The sequence below is a fragment of the Streptomyces camelliae genome (assembly GCF_027625935.1).
GTDB lineage: Bacteria > Actinomycetota > Actinomycetes > Streptomycetales > Streptomycetaceae > Streptomyces > Streptomyces camelliae.
Genome location: NZ_CP115300.1, coordinates 1,383,120 through 1,406,117, shown reverse-complemented (window position 1 = coordinate 1,406,117; position 22,998 = coordinate 1,383,120). Strand labels below are relative to the sequence as shown.

The 22,998-nt window shown below is 72.4% G+C and carries 24 protein-coding genes and 1 tRNA gene; 10 read left to right on the top strand and 15 right to left on the bottom strand.

Annotation, left to right across the window (positions count from 1 at the left end; translation table 11 throughout):
• The gene (locus O1G22_RS06605; RefSeq protein WP_270080444.1) at positions 1–909 is read left to right on the top strand and encodes a sugar phosphate isomerase/epimerase family protein; all 909 of its coding nucleotides are present in this window, start codon (positions 1–3) and stop codon (positions 907–909) included.
• Positions 910–1,030: 121 nt separating this feature from the next.
• Positions 1,031–1,219, top strand: a complete 189-nt coding sequence (locus O1G22_RS06600; protein WP_225095122.1) for a hypothetical protein — start codon at positions 1,031–1,033, stop codon at positions 1,217–1,219.
• Between the two features lie 47 nt (positions 1,220–1,266).
• On the opposite strand, the gene O1G22_RS06595 is transcribed toward O1G22_RS06600, so the two are convergent.
• The 3 genes from O1G22_RS06595 to O1G22_RS06585 are packed head-to-tail and all read right to left on the bottom strand — an operon-like array spanning position 1,267 to position 4,264.
• The gene (locus O1G22_RS06595) at positions 1,267–2,271 is read right to left on the bottom strand and encodes a Gfo/Idh/MocA family protein (RefSeq protein ID WP_270080443.1); all 1,005 of its coding nucleotides are present in this window, start codon (positions 2,269–2,271) and stop codon (positions 1,267–1,269) included.
• Positions 2,272–2,305: 34 nt separating this feature from the next.
• A complete protein-coding gene (locus O1G22_RS06590) occupies positions 2,306–3,082 on the bottom strand; it encodes an SDR family oxidoreductase (RefSeq protein ID WP_270080442.1) in 777 nt (258 codons plus the stop codon).
• 15 nt (positions 3,083–3,097) lie between these two features.
• Positions 3,098–4,264, bottom strand: a complete 1,167-nt coding sequence (locus tag O1G22_RS06585) for a phytanoyl-CoA dioxygenase family protein (protein WP_270080441.1) — start codon at positions 4,262–4,264, stop codon at positions 3,098–3,100.
• A gap of 126 nt (positions 4,265–4,390) precedes the next feature.
• Here O1G22_RS06585 and O1G22_RS06580 point away from each other — a divergent pair, with 126 nt between their 5' ends.
• Both O1G22_RS06580 and O1G22_RS06575 read left to right on the top strand, forming a co-directional pair.
• A complete protein-coding gene (locus O1G22_RS06580) occupies positions 4,391–5,422 on the top strand; it encodes a LacI family DNA-binding transcriptional regulator (protein ID WP_270080440.1) in 1,032 nt (343 codons plus the stop codon).
• An 11-nt stretch (positions 5,423–5,433) separates the two neighbouring features.
• The gene (locus O1G22_RS06575) at positions 5,434–6,036 is read left to right on the top strand and encodes a poly-gamma-glutamate hydrolase family protein (protein WP_270080439.1); all 603 of its coding nucleotides are present in this window, start codon (positions 5,434–5,436) and stop codon (positions 6,034–6,036) included.
• Here O1G22_RS06575 and O1G22_RS06570 read toward each other — a convergent pair.
• Together O1G22_RS06570 and O1G22_RS06565 are read right to left on the bottom strand one after the other, a co-directional pair.
• The gene (locus O1G22_RS06570; protein WP_270080438.1) at positions 6,009–6,362 is read right to left on the bottom strand and encodes a cupin domain-containing protein; all 354 of its coding nucleotides are present in this window, start codon (positions 6,360–6,362) and stop codon (positions 6,009–6,011) included. The genes O1G22_RS06575 and O1G22_RS06570 overlap by 28 nt on opposite strands.
• Positions 6,363–6,647: 285 nt before the next feature.
• Positions 6,648–7,226 carry a TetR/AcrR family transcriptional regulator gene (locus O1G22_RS06565; protein WP_270080437.1) on the bottom strand — a complete coding sequence of 193 codons (579 nt, stop codon included), beginning with the start codon at positions 7,224–7,226 and terminating at the stop codon, positions 6,648–6,650.
• Between the two features lie 151 nt (positions 7,227–7,377).
• Between O1G22_RS06565 and O1G22_RS06560 the strand changes: the two genes are divergently transcribed.
• Both O1G22_RS06560 and O1G22_RS06555 read left to right on the top strand, forming a co-directional pair.
• Positions 7,378–8,802: an MFS transporter gene (locus O1G22_RS06560; protein WP_270080436.1), complete on the top strand. Its 1,425-nt coding sequence runs from the start codon at positions 7,378–7,380 to the stop codon at positions 8,800–8,802.
• Positions 8,803–8,850: 48 nt separating this feature from the next.
• Positions 8,851–8,924: transfer RNA gene (locus O1G22_RS06555), tRNA-Pro, on the top strand.
• Between the two features lie 151 nt (positions 8,925–9,075).
• Here O1G22_RS06555 and O1G22_RS06550 read toward each other — a convergent pair.
• A complete protein-coding gene (locus O1G22_RS06550; protein WP_270080435.1) occupies positions 9,076–9,366 on the bottom strand; it encodes a hypothetical protein in 291 nt (96 codons plus the stop codon).
• A gap of 265 nt (positions 9,367–9,631) precedes the next feature.
• On the opposite strand from O1G22_RS06550, the gene O1G22_RS06545 reads away from it, so the two are divergent.
• Positions 9,632–10,405 carry a hypothetical protein gene (locus O1G22_RS06545; protein ID WP_270080434.1) on the top strand — a complete coding sequence of 258 codons (774 nt, stop codon included), beginning with the start codon at positions 9,632–9,634 and terminating at the stop codon, positions 10,403–10,405.
• A 165-nt stretch (positions 10,406–10,570) separates the two neighbouring features.
• On the opposite strand, the gene O1G22_RS06540 is transcribed toward O1G22_RS06545, so the two are convergent.
• From O1G22_RS06540 to O1G22_RS06530, 3 genes are all read right to left on the bottom strand, one after another.
• Positions 10,571–11,599, bottom strand: coding sequence for an MASE1 domain-containing protein (locus O1G22_RS06540; protein WP_270080433.1), 1,029 nt, complete (start codon positions 11,597–11,599; stop codon positions 10,571–10,573).
• Positions 11,600–11,710: 111 nt separating this feature from the next.
• Positions 11,711–13,045 (bottom strand): PP2C family protein-serine/threonine phosphatase, encoded by a 1,335-nt coding sequence (locus O1G22_RS06535; protein ID WP_270080432.1) that lies wholly within the window; start codon positions 13,043–13,045, stop codon positions 11,711–11,713.
• A gap of 205 nt (positions 13,046–13,250) precedes the next feature.
• The gene (locus O1G22_RS06530) at positions 13,251–14,678 is read right to left on the bottom strand and encodes an amino acid permease (protein WP_270080431.1); all 1,428 of its coding nucleotides are present in this window, start codon (positions 14,676–14,678) and stop codon (positions 13,251–13,253) included.
• 208 nt (positions 14,679–14,886) lie between these two features.
• Between O1G22_RS06530 and O1G22_RS06525 the strand changes: the two genes are divergently transcribed.
• The gene (locus tag O1G22_RS06525; protein WP_270080430.1) at positions 14,887–16,047 is read left to right on the top strand and encodes a hypothetical protein; all 1,161 of its coding nucleotides are present in this window, start codon (positions 14,887–14,889) and stop codon (positions 16,045–16,047) included.
• 134 nt (positions 16,048–16,181) lie between these two features.
• On the opposite strand, the gene O1G22_RS06520 is transcribed toward O1G22_RS06525, so the two are convergent.
• The 6 genes from O1G22_RS06520 to O1G22_RS06495 are packed head-to-tail and all read right to left on the bottom strand — an operon-like array spanning position 16,182 to position 21,742.
• The gene (locus O1G22_RS06520) at positions 16,182–16,877 is read right to left on the bottom strand and encodes a GntR family transcriptional regulator (RefSeq protein WP_270080429.1); all 696 of its coding nucleotides are present in this window, start codon (positions 16,875–16,877) and stop codon (positions 16,182–16,184) included.
• 33 nt (positions 16,878–16,910) lie between these two features.
• Complete coding sequence (locus O1G22_RS06515) at positions 16,911–17,912, bottom strand: proline racemase family protein (protein WP_270080428.1); 1,002 nt, start codon at positions 17,910–17,912, stop codon at positions 16,911–16,913.
• 28 nt (positions 17,913–17,940) lie between these two features.
• On the bottom strand, positions 17,941–18,837 hold the full coding sequence (locus O1G22_RS06510) for a dihydrodipicolinate synthase family protein (protein WP_270080427.1): 897 nt from the start codon (positions 18,835–18,837) through the stop codon (positions 17,941–17,943).
• A gap of 40 nt (positions 18,838–18,877) precedes the next feature.
• The gene (locus tag O1G22_RS06505) at positions 18,878–20,278 is read right to left on the bottom strand and encodes an FAD/NAD(P)-dependent oxidoreductase (RefSeq protein ID WP_270080426.1); all 1,401 of its coding nucleotides are present in this window, start codon (positions 20,276–20,278) and stop codon (positions 18,878–18,880) included.
• Positions 20,271–20,573: a (2Fe-2S)-binding protein gene (locus tag O1G22_RS06500; RefSeq protein ID WP_270080425.1), complete on the bottom strand. Its 303-nt coding sequence runs from the start codon at positions 20,571–20,573 to the stop codon at positions 20,271–20,273. Before O1G22_RS06500 ends, O1G22_RS06505 begins: the two co-directional genes overlap by 8 nt.
• On the bottom strand, positions 20,570–21,742 hold the full coding sequence (locus tag O1G22_RS06495) for an NAD(P)/FAD-dependent oxidoreductase (RefSeq protein WP_270080424.1): 1,173 nt from the start codon (positions 21,740–21,742) through the stop codon (positions 20,570–20,572). Before O1G22_RS06495 ends, O1G22_RS06500 begins: the two co-directional genes overlap by 4 nt.
• A 163-nt stretch (positions 21,743–21,905) precedes the next feature.
• On the opposite strand from O1G22_RS06495, the gene O1G22_RS06490 reads away from it, so the two are divergent.
• Positions 21,906–22,028 carry a putative leader peptide gene (locus O1G22_RS06490; RefSeq protein ID WP_263635646.1) on the top strand — a complete coding sequence of 41 codons (123 nt, stop codon included), beginning with the start codon at positions 21,906–21,908 and terminating at the stop codon, positions 22,026–22,028.
• Between the two features lie 76 nt (positions 22,029–22,104).
• Positions 22,105–22,992, top strand: coding sequence for a glutathione S-transferase C-terminal domain-containing protein (locus O1G22_RS06485; RefSeq protein WP_270080423.1), 888 nt, complete (start codon positions 22,105–22,107; stop codon positions 22,990–22,992).
• Positions 22,993–22,998 lie beyond the last annotated feature (6 nt).

The window sequence follows — 22,998 nt, the reverse complement described above, 5'->3', positions numbered from 1 at the left end:
ATGGCGCACCCCACCCCCCTGGACCGCATCCGGGTCGGCTCGGCCCCCGACTCCTGGGGCGTCTGGTTCCCGGACGACCCGCAGCAGGTCCCCTGGGACCGCTTCCTGGACGAGGTGGCCGAGGCCGGCTACGAGTGGATCGAGCTCGGCCCGTACGGCTATCTCCCCACCGACCCGGCGCGGCTCAGGGACGAGGTGGCCCGGCGCAACCTCAAGGTCTCGGCGGGCACGGTCTTCACCGGCATGCACCGCGGCCCGTCCGTCTGGGAGCAGACCTGGGCGCACGTCAGCCAGGTCGCCGCGCTCACCCAGGCCATGGGCGCGCGCCACCTGGTGGTCATCCCCTCCTTCTGGCGGGACGACAAGACCGCCGAGATCCTGGAACCCCAGGAGCTGACCGCCGAGCAGTGGGCGCACCTGACCAAGGGCATGGAGCGGCTCGGCCACGAGGTCAAGGAGACGTACGGCCTGGACATCGTGGTCCACCCGCACGCCGACACCCACATCGACACCGAGGACCACGTCGAACGGTTCCTGGACTCGACCGACACCGAGCTGGTCAACCTCTGCCTGGACACCGGGCACTACGCCTACTGCGGCGGGGACAGCGTCAAGCTGATCGAGACCTACGGCGAGCGCATCGGCTATCTGCACCTGAAGCAGGTGGACCCGGAGATCCTGGCCGAGGTACAGGCCAAGGGCATCCCCTTCGGGCCGGCCGTCGCCCAGGGAGTGATGTGCGAACCGCCCTCGGGTGTACCGGAGCTGGGCCCGGTGCTGGCGGCGGCGCAGCGGCTGGGCGTGGAGCTGTTCGCGATCGTCGAGCAGGACATGTACCCCTGCGAGCCGGACAAGCCGCTGCCGATCGCGGTCCGCACCCGCCGGTTCCTGCGCTCCTGCGGGGCCTGACGAGCCGCGCGCTTTCCTACGTGCCCCCGGTGGATTCGGCCAGGAAACGGCCGGGAACCAACCGGGGGCACGCGGGCGTTGTGAGGATGACGGGGGAAGCCCGCGCAGACGGGAGGACGCGATGACACACCGTACGGAAGCACGCACGTCCCAGGACACCGACGCCGCGGCGGCCCGCCGCACCCGCTTCGGCACGCTGCCCGAGCGGATACGCCCGCAGGACACGGTGGAGACCAGCCCGGCGACCGTACCGGACCCGGCGCGGGACACGTACAACCCCGACGAGTGGCTGATCCGGTACTGCGGCTGAGACACGAAAGACGGCGCCGGGCACCGGCCCGGCGCCGTCCCGTCGGCTCAGGCCTGGCGGACCTCCGCGATGGTCACCGGCCGGTGCTCGTGCAGGGACAGGGTGCAGGCCTCGGCGATCCAGCCGGCCTCCAGGGCGTCCTCGATGGTGCACGGGGACGGGCGGGCGCCGGTCACGACCTCGGTGAACGCGGTCAGTTCGGCGCGGTAGGCGTCCGTGAAGCGGTCCATGAAGAAGTCGTGCGGGGTGCCGGAGGGGAAGGTCACACCGGGCTCGACCGAGCGCAGCGGGAGCTTGTCGTCCAGGCCGACCGCGATGGAGTCCGTGAAGCCGTGCAGCTCCATGCGGACGTCGTAACCCCGGGCGTTGTGGCGGGAGTTGGACACCACCGCGATCGTGCCGTCGTCGAGGGTGAGGATCGCGCCGGTGGTGTCGGCGTCGCCCGCCTCCTTGATGTAGTCGGCGCCGCGGTTGCCGCCGACCGCGTACACCTCGGTGACCTCGCGGCCCGTCACCCAGCGGATGATGTCGAAGTCGTGCACGGAGCAGTCGCGGAAGATCCCGCCCGACGCGGCGACGTACGCGGCGGGCGGCGGCGCCGGGTCCAGGGTCGTGGAGCGGACCGTGTGCAGCTTGCCCAGCTCACCGGCCTGCACGGCGGCCCGGGCGGCGGCGAAGCCCGTGTCGAAGCGGCGGTTGTAGCCGATCTGGATCGGTACGCCGCTGTCCCGGACGGCCTTGAGCACCTCGACGCCCTCGGCCATCGTCTTGGCGACGGGCTTCTCGCAGAAGACCGGGACGCCGGCCTCGACGCCGGCCAGGATCAGGGCCGGGTGGGCGTCGGTGGCGGCCGCCACCACGATGCCGTCCACACCGGCGGCCAGCAGCGCCTCGGGCGAGTCCACGACCTCGGCCCCGAACCGCTCGGCGGCGGCCTTGGCCGCGTCCGCGAACGGGTCGGTGACGACGAGCGACTCGACGGCGTCGAGGCTGGAGAGGGTCTCGGCGTGGAAGGCACCGATACGGCCGAGGCCGAGGATTCCGATACGCATGGGGGTGTTGCTCCTAGGGTGTTGGTGCGGAGTTCTAGTCGAGGCCGCCGAGCACGTTCTGGTCCCAGTCGATCACCGAGCCGGTGACCACGCCCGAGCGGTCGGACAGCAGCAGGACCACGAAGTCGGCGATTTCGTCCGGCTGGCCGAGCTTGCCCATCGGCAGCTTCGCCGCGGCCTGCTCGCGCCAGTCGTCGCCGGCGCCGTGGAAGGCGCGCTGGGTGGCGTCCTCGCCCTCCGTCGCCGTCCAGCCGATGTTCAGGCCGTTGATCCGGATCCGGTCCCAGCGGTGGGCGTGCGCCGCGTTCCGGGTCAGGCCCACCAGGCCCGCCTTCGCGGCGACGTACGGCGCCAGGAACGGCTGCCCGCCGTGCGCCGACGAGGTGATGATGTTGACGATCGTGCCGGGCGCCGTGCGGGCCACCATGTCGGCGACCGCGGCCTGCATCGCGAAGAACGGCGCCTTCAGGTTGATCGCGATGTGCTGGTCGAACAGCTCCGGGGTGGTGTCCAGCAGAGTGCCCCGGGAGGTCAGCCCCGCCGAGTTCACCAGGCAGTCGATCCGGCCGTGCGCGTCCACCACCTCGGCGACCGCGGCCTTGGCCTGCTCGGCGTCCGCGAGATCGGCGCGGACGAACATCGCTTTGCCGCCGGCCGCCGCCAGCTCCGCCACCAGCGCTTCCCCCGGTTCGCTGCGGCGGCCGGTGAACGCGACGACGGCGCCCTCGCGGACGGCGGCCCGCACGATCGCGGCCCCCACGCCCTGGCTGCCGCCGTTGACGAGCACCACCTTGCCGTCGAGAAGTCCCATGATGTGCTTGCCCTTTCAGCTCTCGCGGCGTTCGGCGCCCGCCCGCAGCCGCGCCCGCAGCAGCTCCGGATCCCATCCCTCGCGCACCGCCCGCCGTACCAGGTCCGCCTGCGAGGGCGGGGCCAGACCGTCCACCGGCGGGTCGCTGTCGAGGTTCGTCGGGAAGGGGTAGCCCTCGGCGCTCGCCGCGATCACATGCTCCAGCCACGCCTGCTCCACGCCCTGCGCCGCACGCCGCAGCAGCACCGGGAACACGGCGTTGGCCACCGCCTCCCGGTCCACCGTCTCCATCGCTCGCCCGAACGCGGACGAGACCTGGAGCAGATTGGCGGTGCGCCGTACGCCGGCGGTGCGGTTGCTCCCGGCGGCGTGGAAGAGCGCGGGGTTGAAGAAGACCGCGTCGCCCTTGGCGAGCGGCAGCTGGACGTGGTGCTCCTCGAAGTACGCCTGGAACTCCGGGAGCCGCCAGGCCAGATAGCCCGGCTCGTACAGCTGGGAGTACGGCAGATACAGCGTCGGACCCGACTCCACCGGCATGTCGCAGTGGGCGACCGCGCCCTGCAGCGTGAGCACGGGGGAGAGCCGGTGGACGTGCGCCGGATAGGCGGACGCCACCGCGTTGCTCAGGAAGCCGAGGTGGTAGTCCCGGTGCACCGTCTGCCCGGCGCCGCCCGGGTTGACCACGTTGACCTGCGAGGTCACCTGGTAGCCGGGGCCCAGCCAGGCCGATGAGACCAGGGCGAGGATGTCGTTCGCGTAGTAGTCGGCGAACGCCTCCGGGTCGTACAGGGCCGCCTTCTCCAGCGCGTTCCACACCCGGTCGTTGGCACCCGGCCGCGCGAAGTGGTCCCCGGCGGCCGCCCCGGAGGCGTGCTGCTCGGCGATCAGCGCGTCGAAGACGGCCGTGAGCCGGTCGACGACCACTGGGTCGAGGAAGGCGCCCTGGACGACGACGATGCCGGGGCCGTCGGCGAGGGCCCGCACCAGCTCGGCCCGCAGCCCGTCCTGGTCACCGGCCGTGCGCAGCCGCTCGGCGTCGTACAGCAGGACGTCGTCGCGTACGGCGGCGGCGTGCGGGTGGTCCGCGAGGCGGGTCGTCCGGTCGGTCAGGGCGCGGAAGGCGTCGAGGTCGCAGTCCTGCTCGGACAGCCAGGCGCGGCCTGGCGCGGAGGCGACGGACATCGGTGTCCTCTTTTCGGGAGCGGGGACGTTCGGCCACGCGGGCGGCCCGGCCCTGTCATTCTTGTCAGTACAAACCCCTCGAACAACCAGCAGCCAGCCATCAAAAACCCCTCAAGGAGGCGAGCCGTGGGCCATCCGTTCCCGATCCGGGAAATCGCACGTCAGGCGGGTCTCAGCGAGGCCACCGTGGACCGTGTGCTGAACGGCAGGGGAGGGGTGCGGGAGAGCACCGCCCAGGAGGTGCGCCGGGCCATCGCCGACCTCGACCGGCAGCGCACCCAGGTCCGGCTGGTGGGCCGTACGTTCATGGTCGACATCGTGGTACAGGCGCCCGAGCGGTTCTCGACCGCCGTCCGCGCCGCTCTGGAGGCCGAACTGCCCGCGCTGCACCCGGCCGTGGTCCGCTCCCGCTTCCAATTCCGCGAGACCGGCCCGGCCGCCGAGCAGGTCAGGACGCTGGACCGGATCGCCCGGCGCGGCTCCCAGGGCGTGATCCTCAAGGCGCCGGACGTCCCCGAGGTCACCGCCGCCGTGGGCCGGCTCACCGCGGCCGGCATCCCGGTCGTCACCCTGGTCACCGACCTGCCCGCCAGCGGCCGGATCGGCTACGTCGGCAGCGACAACCGGGCCGCCGGCGCCACCGCCGCCTATCTGATGGAGCAGTGGCTCGGCGACCGGCCCGGCAATGTCCTCACCAGCCTCAGCAGCGGCTTCTTCCGCAACGAGGAGGAGCGCGAGATGGGCTTCCGCAGCGTGATGAGGGCCCGGCAACCGCAGCGCACCCTGGTGGAGATAGCCGAGGGACAGGGCCTGGACGCCACCCAGTACGACCTCGTCCGGGCCGCCCTGGAACGGGACCCGGAGATCCGTGCCGTGTACTCCATCGGCGGCGGCAACAACGCCACCCTGCGCGCCTTCGCCGACCTCGGCCGCGCGTGCGCGGTCTTCATCGCCCATGACCTCGACCACGACAACACCCGCCTGCTGCGCGAGCACCGGCTGTCCGCCGTGCTCCACCACGATCTGCGCCAGGACATGCGCGAGGCCTGCCACCTCGTGATGCGGGCGCACGGCGCGCTGCCCCCGGCCGGACCGGCGCTGCCCTCCGCGATCCAGGTCGTGACGCCGTACAACATGCCCGCCCAGCCCGCCGAGTGAGGGAGAGCCCGTTGAGCCGCACCGAACGCCTGGAGATCGAGGGCGTACCCCTGCTCGCGACCCTCGAACCGGGCCGCGGCGACATCGGCCTGCTCGCGCTGCACGGCTCCGGCGAGGGCGGCACGGCCCAGCTCGCCGGGTCGGTCGCCCGGCGCTGCGGCGTCACCAGCCTCGTCTTCACCCAGCCGGAGACAGCCGTGCCCGTGCATCTGCCGTCCCCGCGCATGGCCGTCGACCACTGCGCGCTCCTGCACGAGTTCCGCTCCCGGGTGTCGCTCACCGTCTCCCTGCACGGGCACCTGCGGCAGGAGGCCTGGCACACCCTCTTCCTCGGCGGCGCGAACCGTGCGGCCTCGCTCGTCCTCGCGCGTGAACTGGCCGTCCTGGAGCCCCGGTTCAGGATCGTGACGGACCTGGAGGAGATACCGGCCGGACTGCGCGGACTGCACGCCCGGAACCCGGTCAACCTGACCCGGCTGGCCGGGGTCCAGGTGGAACTGCCGCTCCCCGCGCGGACCACGGGCGCGTCGGACGACCCGCCGCAGGCCGTGGTCGACGCCTTCGTCGCCGGCGTCGGGCGACTGGCTCAGGCGCTCCCGACGTTCATCGCGTAGGCCTTGCGCAGCGTCTCGTGCACCGTCCACGTCGTACGGTCCCCGGCGCGCAGCACCGCCATGTCGCCCGGCCCCACCCGCAGCACCGGTCCGCCCGCGACCTCGATCGTCGCCGAGCCGCTGATCACCACGAACAGCTCGTCCGCCTCCGTGTCCGTGACCACGCCCGGGGTGATCTGCCAGATCCCGCGGATCTGCCTGCCGTCGGCCGACTCCCAGACCACTTTCCCGGTGACCTCCGGGGTCCCGGAGACGATCTGCTCCGGGTCGAGGGGCTCGGGTTCGAGGTCGGCGTCGGGGATGTGGAGCGCGAAGCTGTGCGTCATGAGGCCGACCCTAGCCAGCGCGCGGCGCGGGCCGGGGCCGACAGGGTGTGCGGCATCGGGGCCGGTCACGGGACACTTCGTCGGGTGCCACCGCCGGCGGGCGGGGCGGGCCCGGGGGACTGTGGGGAGCATGGCCGACTCGGCGGCGGTACGACGAGGCCGACGGCACGGGAGTCTCCCAAGGGGCCCAGGGCAGTGTCGATGTGCGGCTCCGCCGTGTGGGCGCGACCGGCCACAACGGACCCGCAGCCGAGGGATCTCCCGCGGTGCATCGGCGATTTCCGCTCAGCGGTGGGTGCGTACGCCGTCCAGGGCGATGGCCAGCACCCGGTCGCGCTGGGCGTCGTCGTCGAAGGCCGTGGCCGTGATCCCGGCGACCATCCGCAGCAGATCGCCGAAATCCATGTCCGCCCGCGCCACCCCGGCCTGCTGCGCGCGCTCCAGCAGCGGGCCCCCGGCCGAGTACATCGACTCGCGGCAGGACTGGAAGATCTCCGACTCGTCGTTGAGCGCCTCCCGCACCGCGCGCTTGGTCACCATGTACCCGGCGAACCGGTCCAGCCAGGCCGTCAGCGCCTCCCACGGCTCCCGGTCCGCGACCTCCACGGCTGCCTGGCACAGGGCGTTGACCTCGTCGGCGTAGACGCTCTCGAACAGGTCGCGGCGGGTGGGGAAGTTCCGGTACAGGGTGCCGATGCCGACGCCCGCGCGGCGCGCGATGTCCTCCAGGGAGGCGTCCGAGCCGTGCTCGGCGAAGGCCTCGCGGGCGGCAGCGAGCAGGGCGTCGTAGTTGCGGGCGGCGTCCTTTCGGTGCGGCCGGCGGGCCGCCACGATCTCGCTGACGGGGAACGGCGTGGCCGTCACTGCTGTCTCCTGAGGGCTCGGTCGATCTGGAGGGTGGCCTCCGCATCTTGAACCGGAGGCACTCCTCCGTTAGAGTGGAGGGGCACCTCCACTTTAGCAATCGCTCGTGCACTTCACCTTCCCTGTCCCGGATTTCCGGAGAGGCTCCGTCATGCCCCGCACGTCCACGCGCCTCACCTTCGCGGTCCTCGCGACCGGTGCGGGCGTGTTCTCCATGCTCCAGTCGCTGATCGCGCCGGCTCTGCCGACCGTCCAGCACGCCCTGCACACCTCCCAGTCCACCGCGACCTGGGTGATGACGGCGTATCTGCTGTCCGCGTCGGTCTTCACCCCGATCCTCGGCCGGGTGGGCGACCTCGTCGGCAAGAAACGCACGCTCGTCGCCGTCCTGCTCGCCGTTCTCGCCGGCTGCCTCATCGCCGCGCTCGCCCCGGACATCGGCGTGCTCATCGTCGCCCGGGTCGTCCAGGGCGTCGGCGGCGCACTCTTCCCGCTGTCCTTCGGCATCATCCGGGACGAGTTCGCCGCCGCCGAGGTCAGTGGCAGCATCAGCAACCTCTCCGCGGTGATCGCCGCCGGCGGCGGGGTCGGCATGGTGGCCGCCGGGCCGATCGTCTCCGCGCTCGACTACCGCTGGCTCTTCTGGATCCCGGTGGCGATCGTCGCCGGCGCGGTCCTGATCGCCGTGGCCTACGTCCCCGAGTCACCCAAGCGGGCCCAGGGGAAGGTGAGTTGGGCCGGCGCCGGGCTGCTCTCCGCCTGGCTGGTGGCCCTGCTGCTGCCGCTGAGCCAGGCCGGGCGGTGGGGCTGGGGCTCGGCGAAGGTCCTCGGCCTGTTCGCCGCCGCCCTCGTGCTGTTCGCCGTGTGGCTGACCGCCGAGGCCCGCTCCCGCAACCCGCTGATCGACCTGCGCGTGATGCGGCTGCCGGCGGTGTGGACGACCAACGCGGCAGCCCTGCTCTTCGGCGCCGGCATGTACGCGATCTGGTCCTTCCTGCCCGGCTTCGTCCAGACGCCGTCCACGGCCGGGTACGGCTTCGGCGCGAGCGTCACCGCGTCCGGCCTGCTCATGCTGCCGATGCTGCTGGCGATGTTCCTCTCCGGCGTCCTCTCCGGCCGCCTGGAGCCCCGCGTCGGCGCCAAGGCGCTGCTCACCACGGGTGCCGCGCTCGGCGCGCTGGCCTGCGGCTTCCTCACTCTCTGGCATGACGCCCAGTGGCAGATAGCCGTGGTCGCGGGTCTCTTCGGCCTGGGGATCGGCCTCGCGTTCGCCTCCATGGCCAACCTGATCGTCGGCAGCGTCCCGCCCGAGCAGACCGGCGCGGCGACCGGCATGAACGCCAACATCCGCACCATCGGCGGCTCCATCGGCGCCGCGCTCACCAGCGTCCTGGTGACCGGCCGCCTCCAGCCCTCCGGCCTGCCCTACGCCTCCGGCTACACCCACGGCTGGGCTCTGCTCGCCCTCCTCTGTCTGGCCGCGGCCGGCGCCGCCCTCCTGGTCCCGGCCCGCCGACCGGGCCGTACGACACCTGCCGCGCCGGGAGTGACGCGGGCACCGGCCCAGGTGCGGTAGGGTTGACCTGCGTGATCACGCGGGGGAACACCCCGGGTGGGACCGCGGCGGGACGTGGCGCAGCTTGGTAGCGCACTTGACTGGGGGTCAAGGGGTCGCAGGTTCAAATCCTGTCGTCCCGACAGTCGGATGAACTGTCATCACGGGTCAGGGCCTTGTTCTCACTTCGGTGGGACAAGGCCCTCATCTTTTTGTCGCGCGAAGAATGTATTTCTCTTCAAGTGACGGGGAATGTCGTTCAGCCGTGGCATATCCCGGCTTGCATCAACACGCTCAATTCTCCGGGCCACCGACCTTGGGTTCGTCATCCGGGTGCAATGACTTAACCGCAGCTACGGCCGATTGAGCGGAGTTGGTCGCCGCCCTGATCCCGAAGTACGCAGTGGTTATCGCGGTGATGGCCGTGAATGCGCTTGTGAGGATCGAAACGGCCTCTGTTCCCGATGCGGTGCTTATCGTCACCCAGATTGCACCGACTGCGATGGCAACGTCTCCGACGAGGACGACCAAGAGACCTGTCCACGCACGAGTCGTCTCGATCGCCGTGAGGTCTTTAGCGCCCATCAGTCCTCCTGTGCGCGTGAGGACGTCGGCTTCCAGGCTTGCATGGACCGCCCTTGGCTGCATTTCGAAGAAGCATTGAGTGAATTACAAATTATTGAAAAAGTAACGAGTTTCGCCGAGGTGCCAGAAAGAACCCTCTCCTCCCTGTGGGTCACCCATTCCGGTTATGCTCCCCGACCTCTCGGTAGCTCGGGACGGAATGGGGGCACATGCCACAAGCAAGATTGAAATGCCTGCACAGGTAGGCACGACCTAGAGGAGGGTCATGGCACCTCGCAATGGTCAGCCCGTCGTCGGCCGGTTGGGAAAGGCGCCCGCCAGAGTCGACAGACGTACGCTCAACTTCGCGCAGTACCTTCATCCCACACTGCCGCCGGCTCCTGCGGCGAAGAACTGGACCGACAAGGTCATCGACTGGCAGACGCTGGGTAATGACCAGTACGGCGACTGCGTGGAGGCCGCTGCGCTCCACATGGAGCAGAACTGGTCGGCCTACGAGGGCCCGGAAGAGTTCGAGCCCACGACAAAAGAGGCGCTGGACGCCTACACCGCTCTCACCGGTTTCCAGGCGGGAGATCCCTCCACGGATCGCGGCACCAACATGCTCGACGCGCTGAACTTCTGGCGCAACCAGGGCATCGGAGGAAACACGATCTTCGGCTTCGCCGCCTGCGAACCGGGTAACACCGAGCATGTGCGAGACGCCATCGAACTGTTCGGTGCCGCGTACATCGGGTTGCAAATGCCGTACAGCGCTCAAGGGCAGACCGTCTGGATGGTGCCCCCCGGGGGACCAGTGGGACCTGGGCAACCCAACAGCTGGGGCGGCCACTGCGTGCCGGTCATCGGGTATACCCCCACGCAGCTGATCTGTGTCACCTGGGGAGCACTCCAGCCGATGACCTGGCAGTTCTTCCAGACCTACTGCGATGAGGCCTATGCGGTGCTCAGTAAGCAGTGGGCCGACACCAGCCGTCCCGACCCCGACGGCTTCACCCTCGACCAGCTGCGGCAGGATCTGGCAGCGATCCCCGGTTAACCGCCGGAGCGGCACGGAGCCAGGTCGGCCGTGGGCTTACCCGCCGTTCCGAGCAGGGCGCCCTGCCGGACACAGCCCGAACGTGGTCGACCTGGCGTCGGAACGCCGGCGCGATACAGGTAGATCAGACGCAGAGCTGAGCTCGACCGGTCGCAGGTCGTCTCCTCAGGGATGAGGGGACGGCCTTTCGCCTGTCTGCGGGGGTTTCCGGTGCTTCTCGGCCGCCGCGGCGGGGCGCGTCGCGAGGTGGTCGCCGGCGGCGATCCTGGCCGCCATCGCGGCGAGCTGCCCGCAGGCCCGCGCGATCTCCCGCTGGGTCTGGTCCCGCTCGCTGATGACCGCCGAGAGCAGCAGCGCGGTCAGCGCGGCGGAACCGTTGAAGGCCTGCAGAGTGATCATCGCGGTGAGCAGGTCGTGACCGGCGAACGGACCCGATCTCTCGGTACCGGCGATGATCGCGAAGGAGGACATGGCCAGCGCGCAGGGCGCGGCCCCGGCCAGCCGGAAGCGGAAGGCCGCCCAGATCAGCAGCGGGAACCCGAGGAACAGCAGGGGCGTGTGCGCGGTCACGAGGAATCCGACGCCGGCCGTGGCCGCCAGGAGCAACAGCGCCTCCGCCCACCGGGACGGCCGCGGGTGCTCCGGCCGGCGTGCCGAGCGCAGGACGAGCAGGACGGGTGTGACCACCAGGACGCCCATCGCGTCGCCGGTCCACCAGACCGACCACGTGGGCCAGAACCCGGCGGGGCTCAGGACCCCGGAGAGGAGCAGGGTCCCGCTGCCCGTGGTCGCGCTGACCAGCATCCCGGTGAACCCGCCGAGGAAGATCAGACCGAGCGCGTCCCGCAGACGGTCCAGTTCCTCACGGAACCCCGTGCGGCGGAGCAGCAGATAGGAGCAGACGGGCGCGAGGGTGTTCCCCGCCATGATGGCGAGCACGGCCGGGAGAGTCGGCCCCAGCGAGATGTTGACCAGGAACGCGCCGAGTGCGACACCGGGCCAGAGCCGCGGGCCGCGCAGCAGCAGGCTCGCCACCGCGATTCCGCTCGGCGGCCACAGCGGGGTGACCTGGCCGCGCACCAGCTGCTGGAGCAGTCCCAGCCTGGCCGAGCCGTAGTACAGCGCGGCGAGGGCACAGATCTCCAGGGCGGTCAGTGCACCGCGCCCGAGTCCTTGACGCCGCGCGACAGCCATCGGGCGACCTCCGCTTCGACATCGCCCCGAACCCATCATCCGCCGGATCCCCCGGATCCTCCACGGCGGGCCGGCCGGCCCAGGAGCGGCGACGCGCGCGACGAGCCGGGGTCAGACGGGCGGGGTGCGCAGGGCGAGGATGGCCATGTCGTCGTGACCGTCGCTGGGGTGGTGATCGGCCAGTGCCTGGACGAACTCCGGCAGCGGAAGCCCGGCATGAACCGCGGCGAGACCGGCGAGTTCGCTCAGGCTCTCGTCGATGGGATGGGCGGGATGCTCGATCAGCCCGTCGGTGAAGAAGACGACGGTGGCCTCCGGGGGCAGCGGGCGGGAGTGGTCGGGACGGGGCTGACCGGTGTCGACACCGAGCGGCAGTCCGGGCTCGCCGAGCAGGTAGACCACATGGCGGTCGCGGGTGACCAGCAGGGGCGGGACATGGCCCGCGGTGCTCCAGCACAGTCGCCAGCCCGGGCCCTCCGGTTCGATGCGGGCCAGGGTGGTGGTCGTGACGCGGTTGTTCGTGATCGTCTCAAGGGTCCGGTCGAGCTGGGCGAGGATCGCGCCGGGCGGACTGCTCTGGTCGAACACGAGAGCGCGCAGCATGTTGCGGGTGGCGGCCATGGCGGCGGCGGCCTGCAGATCATGGCCGCCCACGTCGCCGATGACGATCGCCACGACGTCGTCGGGCAGGGGGATGGCGTCGTACCAGTCCCCGCCGAGCTGACTGGGCTCGGCGGCGGGCCGGTAGATGGCGGCGGCGGTGAACGGCCGCAGGTCGGGCAGTGTGGGCAGCAGCAGCCGCTGGAACTGCTCGGCTCCGACGCGGATCCGTTCGAACAGGCGGACGTTCTCGATCGCGATGCCGGCGGCGCCGGCCAGGGCGGCGACGACGTTCTCGTCGTGCACGTCGAAGGGCTGTCCGTCGAGCCGCTCGGAGAGGTAGAGGTCGCCGTAGATCTCGCCGCGCACCGTGATGGCGACGCCGAGCAGGGTGGTCAGGCGCGGGTGCCCCGGTGGAAATCCGGCCGAGGCGGGATGGCCCTGGATGTCGACGATCCGCAGCGGGTCCGGATAGCGGATCAGGTGGCCGAGGACGCCGCGACCACGGGGAAGTCCGGCATTGGCCAGCGCCGTGCGTTCCTCGTCGGACAGACCGGCCGAGATGAACTGCTCCAGGCGTTCTCCGGACGCGTCGAGCACGCCCAGGGCCCCGTAGCGGGCGCCGACCAGGTCCATCGCGGCCGTCACGATACGGTGCAGCACCCCGGGCAGTTCCACCTCACGGCTGATGGCCAGCACCGCGTCCAGCAGCCCCTGCAGCCGGTCCATCGAGGACTGCATGGCGCGCAGCTGCTCGTCGATCCGGCCCAGCTCGGAACGCAGGCGAACGTGCAGGTCGGGGAGGCGTGGCCGCCTCAGTGGTCGTCCCTGCCGCTCTTCCGCCATCACTGGCGCCCAGTGGTCGAGCGCTGCATCACGGCCTCCTTCCACGGCCCCGATCACGACCAGGGCCGACGGCCATCGCTGCCTCGTCTTTGATTGTGTCGCATGTCACAGGCGTGTCACACGGTCAGGACAGAGCATCGTTCGATTTCCGGCGAGAAGCCGGCCGCTCTGCACCCTGCGGCACCTGGCCGCCGACGACCGTGGCTCAGCCGTGCCGTCGGCGGCGCCGGGCCGCCATCACCGCGTAGACGAGGACCCCGGCGAAGAGGAACAGCGTGCCCTGGTACACCGCCGCGTACCCGGCGCCCGCCATCAGCCACAGGGAGAAGCCCGCCGCGACCGCGGTGACCACCGCGTCCCGCACCAGCCGGGCGCGGTTCACCGACGCGCCGTCGCCGGAGATCAGGTGGAAGAGCTGCGCGGCCGTCGCCAGCAGGTACGGCACGGTCGCGGTGAACGTGGTGACCAGGACCAGGACCTCGAAGACCTTCGCCGAACCCGACAGGTAGTTGTACGCGGTGAGCAGGGAGGACAGCACGACCGTGACGGCGACGCCGAAGGTCGGCACGCCCCGGCGGCGCCGGGCGAAGGTGGCCGGGAACAGGCCGTCCTGGGCGGCGGCGTACGGGGTCTGCGCGCTCAGCAGCGTCCAGCCGTTGAGGCAGCCCGTCATCGAGATCACCGCGGCCAGCGCCACGGCCGTACCACCCCAGCCGCCGCCGAACATCGCGTTCACGGCGTCCGAGAACGGCGCGGTGGAGTGCACCAGACGGTCGTGCGGGACCGTGCCGAAGACGGACAGGGTGCCCAGCAGGTACACCAGCGCGGCGCCCGTGGTGCCGATGACGGAGGCGCGGCCCACGTTGCGGCGCGCGTCCCGGACCTCGCCCGCGCTGACGGCGGCGGACTCGACGCCCAGGTAGGAGAAGAGCAGCAGGGCGGCGGAGGCGGACACCGCGCCGACCGGACCGTGACCGCTCGAATTGAACGGCCCGAGCCGCGAGGGGTCGAAGAAGAACAGCCCGCCGACCGCGACGAGCAGCAGCGGCACGAACTTCAGCACCGTGGACACGAGTTGTACGGCGCCCACGTACCGGGTGCCGGCGAAGTTGGCGACGGCGGGCAGCCACAGCAGGGTCAGGGCGGCCAGGCATGCGGACCAGTGGTGTCCGCCCACGGGGATCAGTACGTCGAGGTAGCCGACGGCGGCCACGGCGAGCGCGGCGTTCGACACCCAGCCGGTGATCCAGTACGACCAGGCGGCCAGGAAGCCGGCGAAGTCACCGAAGGCCTCGCGGGCGTAGACGTACGGCCCGCCGGTGCGGGGATCGCGTGCGGCGAGCCGGCCGAAGACCAGGGCCAGGGCGATGGCGGCGACGGTCAGTACGCCGAAGGCGACCAGGCTGACCGTGCCGTAGGGGGCGATGGAGGCGGGCAGTGTGAAGATGCCGCCGCCGATGATGTTGCCCATGACCAGCGCGGTGGCGACGGGCAGGCCGAAGCCGCGGTCGTGCTTGCTGGTGGTGCCGGGGGCGTCCGCGCCGCCGGTGGGGCCGTGCGGGTCTCCGACAGCGACCGTGAGGTCCTCGGAGGGGGCCGGAGCCGGCTGTGGGGCGGTTCCGGTGACGTGCATGGGTGGTGCGCCTCTCATCGAACAGATGTCCCAGGATCGCCGGGACCCGGCCATGGTCCGGGAAGCCGCCGCCCGCCGCAAAATCGCCGCTTCTTGTGTCGTCCGGCCCGGCCGATCGTGAAAAAAGTGCATCGATACGGCCTTTGTGCCGCGAGATGTCCGGCGCACGGGCCTCAGCGGATCGGCCCGGATGCCATGATCCGGCCTCATGAGAACGGAAGAGGCCACCCCGGAGACCGAACGAGTCCTGTTCGTCGAGTCCCGCGCCGACGCGAGGGTGCTCGCCGACCTCGGCACGGCCCTGCCCCCGCGCGCCGCAGGCGAGGAGGTCCTCTTCCTGTCGTTCGCCTACGCGGACGTGCCCCTGGGGCGGCGCTACGAGTGCTGCTTCCCGAGGGCCGACGAACGGGACGTCACCTGGGTCACGGCCACCGTCGTCGCCGTGACCCAGCAGTTCGGCAAACCCTTCACCCACATCCCGCACGGCTGGAAGACGCTGGCCCTGCTGAGGTTCGAACCCGAGGTGCCGCAGCTCGTCCGCGCCCTGCCCACGGCGTCGGCCTGGTACGAGCATCCGGCCACCGTCCACATCGCGGACCGGGCCACGTGGGAGGCGCGCAGACGGGAGTACGGCGGCGACGACGGCTTCGGTGCGGTGCTGCGGCGCTGGACGGAGCACCGGCGCACGGACTCCGGCGAGCTGTCCCGGCAGACGGGCCTGCCCGAGGAGCGGGTGCGGGGCGTGCTGGGCGGGGGCCCGGCCTCACCCTCGCTCCTTCGGCGGCTCGGCCCGGCCCTCGGCCTGCCCGCGGCCGATGTCTTCGTGCTCGCCGGCCAGGAGGTCCCGGACGATCTGGCCCCCCTCGACCCCTGGGCCGGCCGCCTCGTGCCGGACCTCGTGCGGCACGCCGTGGAGCTGTCGCCCGACGGCATCCGTGCCGTGCGCGGCTTCGTCGCGTCCTTGCCGCAGGAGAAGCCCGTTGCGAGGCCGCGGGAGGGAGCCGCGGGCCCCGCTCCCCGGGCCGGCGGCACCGGCCCGGGCGCCCTGCTGATGCGCCTGGTGGGCAACCGGAACCTGGGTCTTACGGCCACGGCGAAGACCTTCGCGCTGCTCACCGGCCGGTACTGGCCGCCGGCGACGTACGGCGTGGTCGCCCGCGGCGGCATCGAGGTGACCGCCGATCTGCTGGCCGACTTCGCCGCCGTACTGGGTGTTCCCGCCCCGGACCTGGCCGTGCTGTGCGGCGTCCCCGCAGCCGAGGCGCCGGCGCCGGCCACGGGTCCCGGCGAGCTGATCTCGGACGCGCGGCGGCTCACCGCCGACCAGATGCGCCAGGTGATCGAAGTGGCCCGCGCCCAGCCGTCCTAGGCCTGTCCGGCGGACCTTGCCGGAATCGTGGGGGCTGGCACGCCCATCTGCGGGGTTGTCGTCGGTTGCCGACGCTCCGCCTCGACGCCCCCTCCGCCCCTTGCCTTGAGCCGGCCTGGTCCGCCGGACGGGCCCTAGCCCTGGCCGCCCGCCCACAGACTGCGTACATGCCCCAGATGCCGGGTCATGACCGCGCGCACGGCCTGCTCGTCCCGCTCCAGCAGGGCGTCGAGGAGTTCGAGGTGCTCCTCGGCCGAGGCGAGCAGCCGGCCGGCCGCCACCAGGGCCGTCAGACCGTAGAGACGGGAGCGGCCGCGCAGGTCGGCGACCACCTCGACCAGATGGGCGTTGCCGGCCAGGGCGAGCAGGCCGAGGTGGAAGCGGGTGTCGGCCTCGACGTAGGCGATCAGATCACCGGCCTGCGCCGCGGTGACGATCTCGCGGGCCGCCGGGCGCAGCGCCTCCAGCGAGACCCGGTCGGCCGTGCGGGCCAGGGCCACCACGGTGGGGATCTCGATCAGCGCCCGGATGTGCGTGTACTCGTCCAGCTGCCGGTCGGACACCGCCGTGACCCGGAAGCCCTTGTTGGGCACGGTGTCGACCAGGCCCTCCTTGGCCAGGTCGAGCATCGCCTCCCGCACCGGCGTCGCCGAGACACCGAAGCGGGCGGCGAGCGACGGCGCGGAATAGACCTCGCCCGGCCGCAGCTCGCCCGCGATCAGCGCGGCGCGCAGCGCGTCGGCGACCCGCTCGCGGTAGCTGCTGCGCCGGCCGCCGAGCCGGGGGAGCGCCGGCAGGTCCGTGTCCGGCTTGTTCTCTGGCTGTGCCATGTCACGCATCACCGGCGGGATTCTAGAGGACGGCTAGAGCACGAAGCCTTCCGGGAAGGGGTCGGTGGGGTCGAGCAGATACTGGGCGGTGCCGGTGATCCACGCGCGGCCGGTGAAACTCGGCAGCACGGCCGGGACTCCGGCGACCTCCGTCTCGCCGAGCAGCCGTCCGGTGAACCGGGTGCCGATGAACGACTCGTTCACGAACTCGGTGTGCAACGGCAGTTCACCGCGCGCGTGCAGCTGCGCCATGCGTGCGCTGGTGCCCGTACCGCACGGGGAGCGGTCGAACCAGCCCGGGTGGATGGCCATCGCGTGCCGTGAGTGCCGTGCGGTGGCGCCGGGCGCGTAGAGGTGGACGTGGTGGCAGCCGCGGATCGACGGGTCCTCGGGATGCACCGGCTCCGCCTCGGAGTTGATCGCCTCCATCAGCGTGAGGCCGGCCGCGAGGATGTCGTCCTTGCGGGCGCGGTCGAAGGGCAGACCGAAGGCGTCGAGGGGGAGGATCGCGTAGAAGTTGCCGCCGTAGGCGAGGTCGTAGGTGACCGTGCGGCCGTCCGGGAGGGTGATCTTGCGGTCCAGGGCGACGGCGAACGACGGCACGTTCTTCAGGGTCACGTGCCGCGCGGCGCCGTTCTCCACCGCCACCTCGGCCACCACGAGCCCCGCCGGGGTGTCCAGCCGGATTGTGGTCACCGGCTCCACGACCTCCACCATGCCGGTCTCGACCAGCACGGTCGCCACCCCGATGGTGCCGTGCCCGCACATCGGCAGATAGCCGGAGACCTCGATGTAGATCACGCCCCAGTCGCAGTCGGGGCGGGTCGGCGGCTGGAGGATCGCGCCGCTCATCGCGGAGTGGCCGCGCGGCTCGTTCATCAGCAACTGCTTGATGGGGTCATGGTGTTCACGGAAGTACAGCCGCCGTTCGTTCATCGTCGCACCCGGTACGGTGCCGATCCCGCCGGTGATCACGCGGGTCGGCATGCCCTCGGTGTGCGAGTCGACGGCGTGCAGGACGAGCTTGCTGCGCATATCCGACTCCCTTGTGCGAGCTGCGAGCTTATGCGAGTCCCGCGGCGGCGGCCTTCTCGGTGGCCGCCCGGACCATGGCCTGCTGTTCCGGCGTCAGCGGGACGCGCGGCGGGCGCACCGGGCCGCCGTACCGGCCGACGACGTCCATGGACAGCTTGATCGCCTGCACGAACTCCGTCCGCGAGTCCCAGCGCAGCAGGGGATGCAGCTGCCGGTACAGGGGGAGCGCGGTGGTGAGGTCACCGGCCGTCGCGGCACGGTAGAGCTCCGCCGAGGCGCGGGGCAGCGCGTTGGGATAGCCGGCCACCCAGCCCTTGGCGCCCGCCACGGCCAGCTCCAGCAGGACGTCGTCGGCGCCGGTCAACAGGTCCAGCTCCGGGGCGAGTTCGGCGATGCGATAGGCGCGGCGCACGTCGCCCGAGAACTCCTTGACGCCGTGGATGTGCCCCTCGCCGTGCAGCCGGGCGAGGAGTTCGGGCACCAGGTCGACCTTGGTGTCGATCGGGTTGTTGTACGCCACCACCGGCAGGCCCGCGCGGGCGACCTCCGCGTAGTGGGCGAGCACGGAACGCTCGTCGGCACGGTAGGCGTTGGGCGGCAGCAGCATCACCGACGCGCAGCCGGCCTCGCCCGCCTGCTCGGCCCAGCGCCGGGCCTCGGCCGAGCCGTACGCGGCGACGCCCGGCATCACCCGCTCGCCGCCGATCGCCGCCACGGCCGTCTCCACCACCCGGGCCCGCTCCTCCGGGGTGAGCACCTGGTACTCGCCGAGCGAGCCGTTGGGTACGACGCCGTCGCAGCCGCTCGCCACCAGCCAGGAGCAGTGCTCGGCGTAGCGGTCGTAGTCGACCGACAGGTCGGCGCGCAGCGGGAGCGCGGTGGCGACGAGGACGCCGCGCCAGGGACGGTTCTCCGGGTGAGTCATGAGGGGTCCTCTTCGTGGATAGTGTGTGACATGGCACTGGTCATCGAGTGGGCGTCTCGTCGTCCGGCACGTTCGCCAGGACGCCGAGCGGTACCGGGCGCGCGAACGGCCGCCGCCCCGGGGTGAGCGGGCAGCCGGTCAGGCCGGCCACGGCGGGCGCGCACATCCGGCCCTGGCACCAGCCCATGCCGGCCCGGGTGAGCAGTTTCGCGGTGCGCAGGTCGGCGGCGCCCAGCGGGCCGGCGGTACGGACCTCGCCCGCGGTGACCTCCTCGCACCGGCACACCACCGTGTCGTCCGGGATCCGTTCCGCCCAGCCCGCGGGCGGTGCGTACACCGTGTCGAGGGCCGCGAAGAACGCCCGCAGCCGGGTCCTGGCCCGGTCGGCCGCGGCCCACGTGCGCGGGTCGGGAACGGTGCCGTGCAGGCGGGCGGCGGCCGAGCGGCCGGCGATGTGGCCCTCGGCGAGGGCGAGGGCCGCGCCGCCGATGCCGGTGGTCTCCCCGGCGGCCCACACCCCGGGCACGTCGGTGCGCTGCTCCGCGTCGACGTCCACGTCCGTCCCGTTCAGCGTGCAACCGAGGGTCTCGGCGAGGTCGGTGTGCGGCAGCATGCCGTGGCCGACGGCAAGGGTGTCGCAGGGGATGCGGCGGGCGCTGCCGGGCCGGATCCGCCCGGCGCGGTCCAGCGCGGCGACGGTGACCGCCGTCAGCCGGTCCGTGCCGTGCGCCTCCACCACGGTGTGCCGGGCCAGGGTGCGCACCCGATGGCGCACCAACTGCCCCGCGTACCAGGCGCCTTCGGCGAGTTTGCCGGGCTGGGCGGCGAGCTCCGGCGTCCGCCGCAGCAGGGCCGCGGGGCCGGCGGACTCGACCAGCGCGGCCACCTCGGCGCCCGCGGTGGCGAGCCCGGCCGCCACCGGCAGCAGCAGCGGCCCGGTGCCCGCGACCACGATCCGCCGGCCCGGCAGCACCAGGCCGCCCTTGAGCATGGCCTGCGCGCCGCCCGCCGTGACGACTCCCGGAAGCGTCCAGCCCGGGAAGGGCAGCACCCGCTCGTAGCCGCCGGTGGCGAGCAGTACGGCGTCGGCGCGGACGGTGACCCCCTCCTCCTGCGCGGGACCGAGCAGTGCGTGCACTCTGAAGGCGTCCGACTCGCGCCGCACACACCAGACATGATGCTCCGTCAGATGGGTGATCCGCCCGGCCGCGAGGTGTCTGGCGAGGCCGTCCGACAGGCGCTGCCAGGTGCGCCACTGGTGGTGCAGGGCCTCGGGGCGGCGGGCGTTCAGGGCGGGGGCGGGCTGCCGGTAGAACTGGCCGCCTGCCTGCCCGGCCGCGTCGATCAGGGTGACGTCCACGCCCCGGGCGGCCGCCGCCAGCGCCCCGGCGAGACCCGCCGGACCCGCCCCGACGACGGCGAGACGCATACGCTCAGTCATCGACCCGTCCCGTCCCCTCCTGGGTGCGGATCACATCGCCCGGGTGTACGGGGACCAGGCAAGCCCGTTGGTTCGCCCGGCCGTTGACGGTCACCAGGCAGTCGAAGCACACCCCGATCCCGCAGAACACCCCGCGTGGCCGGCCCGCGCCCCGCGTGCTGCGCCAGGCCGTCACACCCGCCGCCCACAGCGCTGCCGCGACCGTCTGCCCGGGCAGCGCCTCGACGGACCGCCCGTCCAGGGTGACGGTGCAGGTCTCACCCGGCCGGGCCCGGGCCAACTCCAGGGGATTCACGATGCGTTGCCTCCATCGATGGTGGCGTCGGTGTCGAATCGCTCCGGCCGGAACGGTGTGAGGTCCAGCTCCGGTGTCTTCGCGGTGAGCGCCTGGGCGATCAACTGCCCGGTGCCGGGGGCGAGTCCGATGCCGGCGCCCTCGTGGCCGCAGGCGTGGAACAGGCCGGGCAGCCGGGGGTCGGGGCCGATGGCCGGGAGGTGGTCGGGCAGATACGGCCGGAAACCCGCGTACGTCCGCAGCGCGCGGACCCGCTCCAGGAAGGGGAACAGGCCGATCGCCCCGGCCGCGAGCGCCCGTACCGCGGGCAGGGACAACGCGCGGTCGAAACCGACCCGTTCGCGGCTCGCGCCGATCAGCACCGGCCCGGCGGCCGTACCCTCCACGACCGGCGAGGTGCGCAAGGCGGCCGCGTCGCTCGCCACATCGGCCACGTAGTCCGCCGCGTACACCTTGTGCCGGACCATCCGCGGCAGCGGCTCGGTCACCAGCACGAAGCCGCGCCGGGGGAGCACCGGCAGCCGGACGCCCGCGAGCGCCGCGAGGTCTCCGCCCCAGGCCCCGGCCGCGTTCACCACCGCCGGTGCGTACAGGTCGCCCCGGTCGGTGCGGACACCGGCCACCGCGCCGTCCGCCGTGCGGGCCACCCCGGTCACCGTCCAGCCGGTGTGCAGCCGGGCGCCGGAGGCGCGGAGCAGGTGGGCCGCGGCCAGGGCGGGCATGACCTGGGCGTCCTGCGGATAGTGCACCCCGCCCGCCATGCCGGGGGCCAAGTGGGGCTCCAGTTCGCGGAGTTCGGCCGCGCTCACCGGATCGGCGGTCACTCCGGCGGCACGCTGTCCGGCCGCGAGGTCCGTCAGCGCGGCCAGGGTGCGGGGGGTCGAGGCGACCACCAGGCCGCCCTTGGGGTCGTACTCGATCTCCGTGCCGAGCTCGTCCGCCAGCCGCTCCCACAACCGGGCCGACAGCAGGGCGAGTCCGAGCTCCGGGCCCGGTTCCTTGTCGGAGGCGAGCAGGTTGCCCTCGCCCGCCCCGGTGGTGCCGCCGGCCACCGGCCCCCGGTCCACCACGTGTACGTCGAGGCCGGCCCGCGCGGCGTACAGCGCACAGGCCGCGCCCACCATGCCGGCTCCGACGACCACGACATCGCAGGTCAGTCGCTTTGCCACGGCAGTACTATGTCACATGGCGCACCGTCTGAGGAGACCCCGGACATCGCTTGTCGCCCTTCATGTCACCCACCCCGAGTCCCAGGCGTGGACGCCCCCTTGACGTCGTACGACACCCGATCGACACTCCAGGGAGGAAATCCTAGTGAAAAGGTAGGGAATGATGGCGCGCCTCGACACGGTCACCGGCCGAGCCGGCCGTACGCCGCTGCGCGCCCCCCTGCTCACCTCCCGCCGGCACATCGATCTGCTGCGCGTCTGCAGCGCCATCAGCCCGCGCCGCTGAGCCGGCCCCCGCGCCCACCGGCCGACGACGTCCGTCGGCGCGCGCCCTGAACCATGCCCACCACCAGGGGAGACGCATGTCCATCGCTCCGCTCGCCGCCGTCCCGTCCGTCCACCGCGCCGCCCCCGTCTTCCGGGGCCGGATCGGCCGGGACGCTCGCAGCGGCCACTACGCCGTGCCCCACCGCTACCGGCTCCATCTGTCCACCGCCTGTCCCGACGGACTGCGCCTCGCCGTCGGGCACAGCCTCCTCGGCCTGGGCGACAGCTGTCCGGTCACCGTCCTGCCCGCCGTCCCGGACGGTCCCGGCGGCGGCCACGCGGCCCTCAGCCCGCTGTACGAGGCCAGCGCCCACCACTACACCGGCCCCGCCCTCGCCCCCGTGCTCAGCGACGACTGGTCCGGACGCATCGTCAGCACCCGGGCCCGTGACATCCTGCGCGACCTCGACCGTTTCCCGGGCGAGGAGCGGGCCGCGCTGTATCCCTGTGGCCAGGAGTCCGTGATCGAGGCCGTGGAGCAGATGTGCGACGAGGGCATCGAGGAGGCCGCGCAGCGCGCCGGGCGGGCGGGCGCCGGCCCGGCCGAGCGGGCCGCCGCCCTCGATGTGCTGCTCGACACCCTGGGCCGGCTGGAGAACCGGCTGGCGGGGGAGGAGTACCTGGTCGACGGCCGGCTCACCGCCGCCGACGTCGAACTGTGGGTGACCCTGGTGCAGCTCGACACCGTCCATCGCTGCCACCTCGACGCCTCCGCCGTGCACCGCGTGGCCGGCCACCGCGCCCTGTGGGCCTACGCCCGCCGGCTGGCCGCCCACCCCGCCTTCGGCCGCCATCTCGACCTCGACGGCATCTCCCGCCGCCACCACGGCCGCTGCCAGGGCCTGGAGGCCGCCGGGGCTGCCGTCCAGATCCTGGACTGGGCCGGCCATGCCGCCGACGCCGAGGACGCTTCCCGCAGGTGAACGAAG

Excerpts from the sequence above, each read along its gene's own strand:
- O1G22_RS06605 (WP_270080444.1), top strand. The coding sequence starts at position 1 with ATGGCGCACCCCACCCCCCTGGACCGCATCCGGGTCGGCTCGGCCCCC.
- O1G22_RS06600 (WP_225095122.1), top strand. The coding sequence starts at position 1,031 with ATGACACACCGTACGGAAGCACGCACGTCCCAGGACACCGACGCCGCG.
- O1G22_RS06595 (WP_270080443.1), bottom strand. The coding sequence starts at position 2,271 with ATGCGTATCGGAATCCTCGGCCTCGGCCGTATCGGTGCCTTCCACGCC.
- O1G22_RS06590 (WP_270080442.1), bottom strand. The coding sequence starts at position 3,082 with ATGGGACTTCTCGACGGCAAGGTGGTGCTCGTCAACGGCGGCAGCCAG.
- O1G22_RS06585 (WP_270080441.1), bottom strand. The coding sequence starts at position 4,264 with ATGTCCGTCGCCTCCGCGCCAGGCCGCGCCTGGCTGTCCGAGCAGGAC.
- O1G22_RS06570 (WP_270080438.1), bottom strand. The coding sequence starts at position 6,362 with ATGACGCACAGCTTCGCGCTCCACATCCCCGACGCCGACCTCGAACCC.
- O1G22_RS06560 (WP_270080436.1), top strand. The coding sequence starts at position 7,378 with ATGCCCCGCACGTCCACGCGCCTCACCTTCGCGGTCCTCGCGACCGGT.
- O1G22_RS06550 (WP_270080435.1), bottom strand. The coding sequence starts at position 9,366 with ATGGGCGCTAAAGACCTCACGGCGATCGAGACGACTCGTGCGTGGACA.
- O1G22_RS06545 (WP_270080434.1), top strand. The coding sequence starts at position 9,632 with ATGGCACCTCGCAATGGTCAGCCCGTCGTCGGCCGGTTGGGAAAGGCG.
- O1G22_RS06540 (WP_270080433.1), bottom strand. The coding sequence starts at position 11,599 with ATGGCTGTCGCGCGGCGTCAAGGACTCGGGCGCGGTGCACTGACCGCC.
- O1G22_RS06535 (WP_270080432.1), bottom strand. The coding sequence starts at position 13,045 with ATGGCGGAAGAGCGGCAGGGACGACCACTGAGGCGGCCACGCCTCCCC.
- O1G22_RS06530 (WP_270080431.1), bottom strand. The coding sequence starts at position 14,678 with ATGCACGTCACCGGAACCGCCCCACAGCCGGCTCCGGCCCCCTCCGAG.
- O1G22_RS06525 (WP_270080430.1), top strand. The coding sequence starts at position 14,887 with ATGAGAACGGAAGAGGCCACCCCGGAGACCGAACGAGTCCTGTTCGTC.
- O1G22_RS06520 (WP_270080429.1), bottom strand. The coding sequence starts at position 16,877 with ATGGCACAGCCAGAGAACAAGCCGGACACGGACCTGCCGGCGCTCCCC.
- O1G22_RS06515 (WP_270080428.1), bottom strand. The coding sequence starts at position 17,912 with ATGCGCAGCAAGCTCGTCCTGCACGCCGTCGACTCGCACACCGAGGGC.
- O1G22_RS06510 (WP_270080427.1), bottom strand. The coding sequence starts at position 18,837 with ATGACTCACCCGGAGAACCGTCCCTGGCGCGGCGTCCTCGTCGCCACC.
- O1G22_RS06505 (WP_270080426.1), bottom strand. The coding sequence starts at position 20,278 with ATGACTGAGCGTATGCGTCTCGCCGTCGTCGGGGCGGGTCCGGCGGGT.
- O1G22_RS06490 (WP_263635646.1), top strand. The coding sequence starts at position 21,906 with ATGGCGCGCCTCGACACGGTCACCGGCCGAGCCGGCCGTACGCCGCTG.
- O1G22_RS06485 (WP_270080423.1), top strand. The coding sequence starts at position 22,105 with ATGTCCATCGCTCCGCTCGCCGCCGTCCCGTCCGTCCACCGCGCCGCC.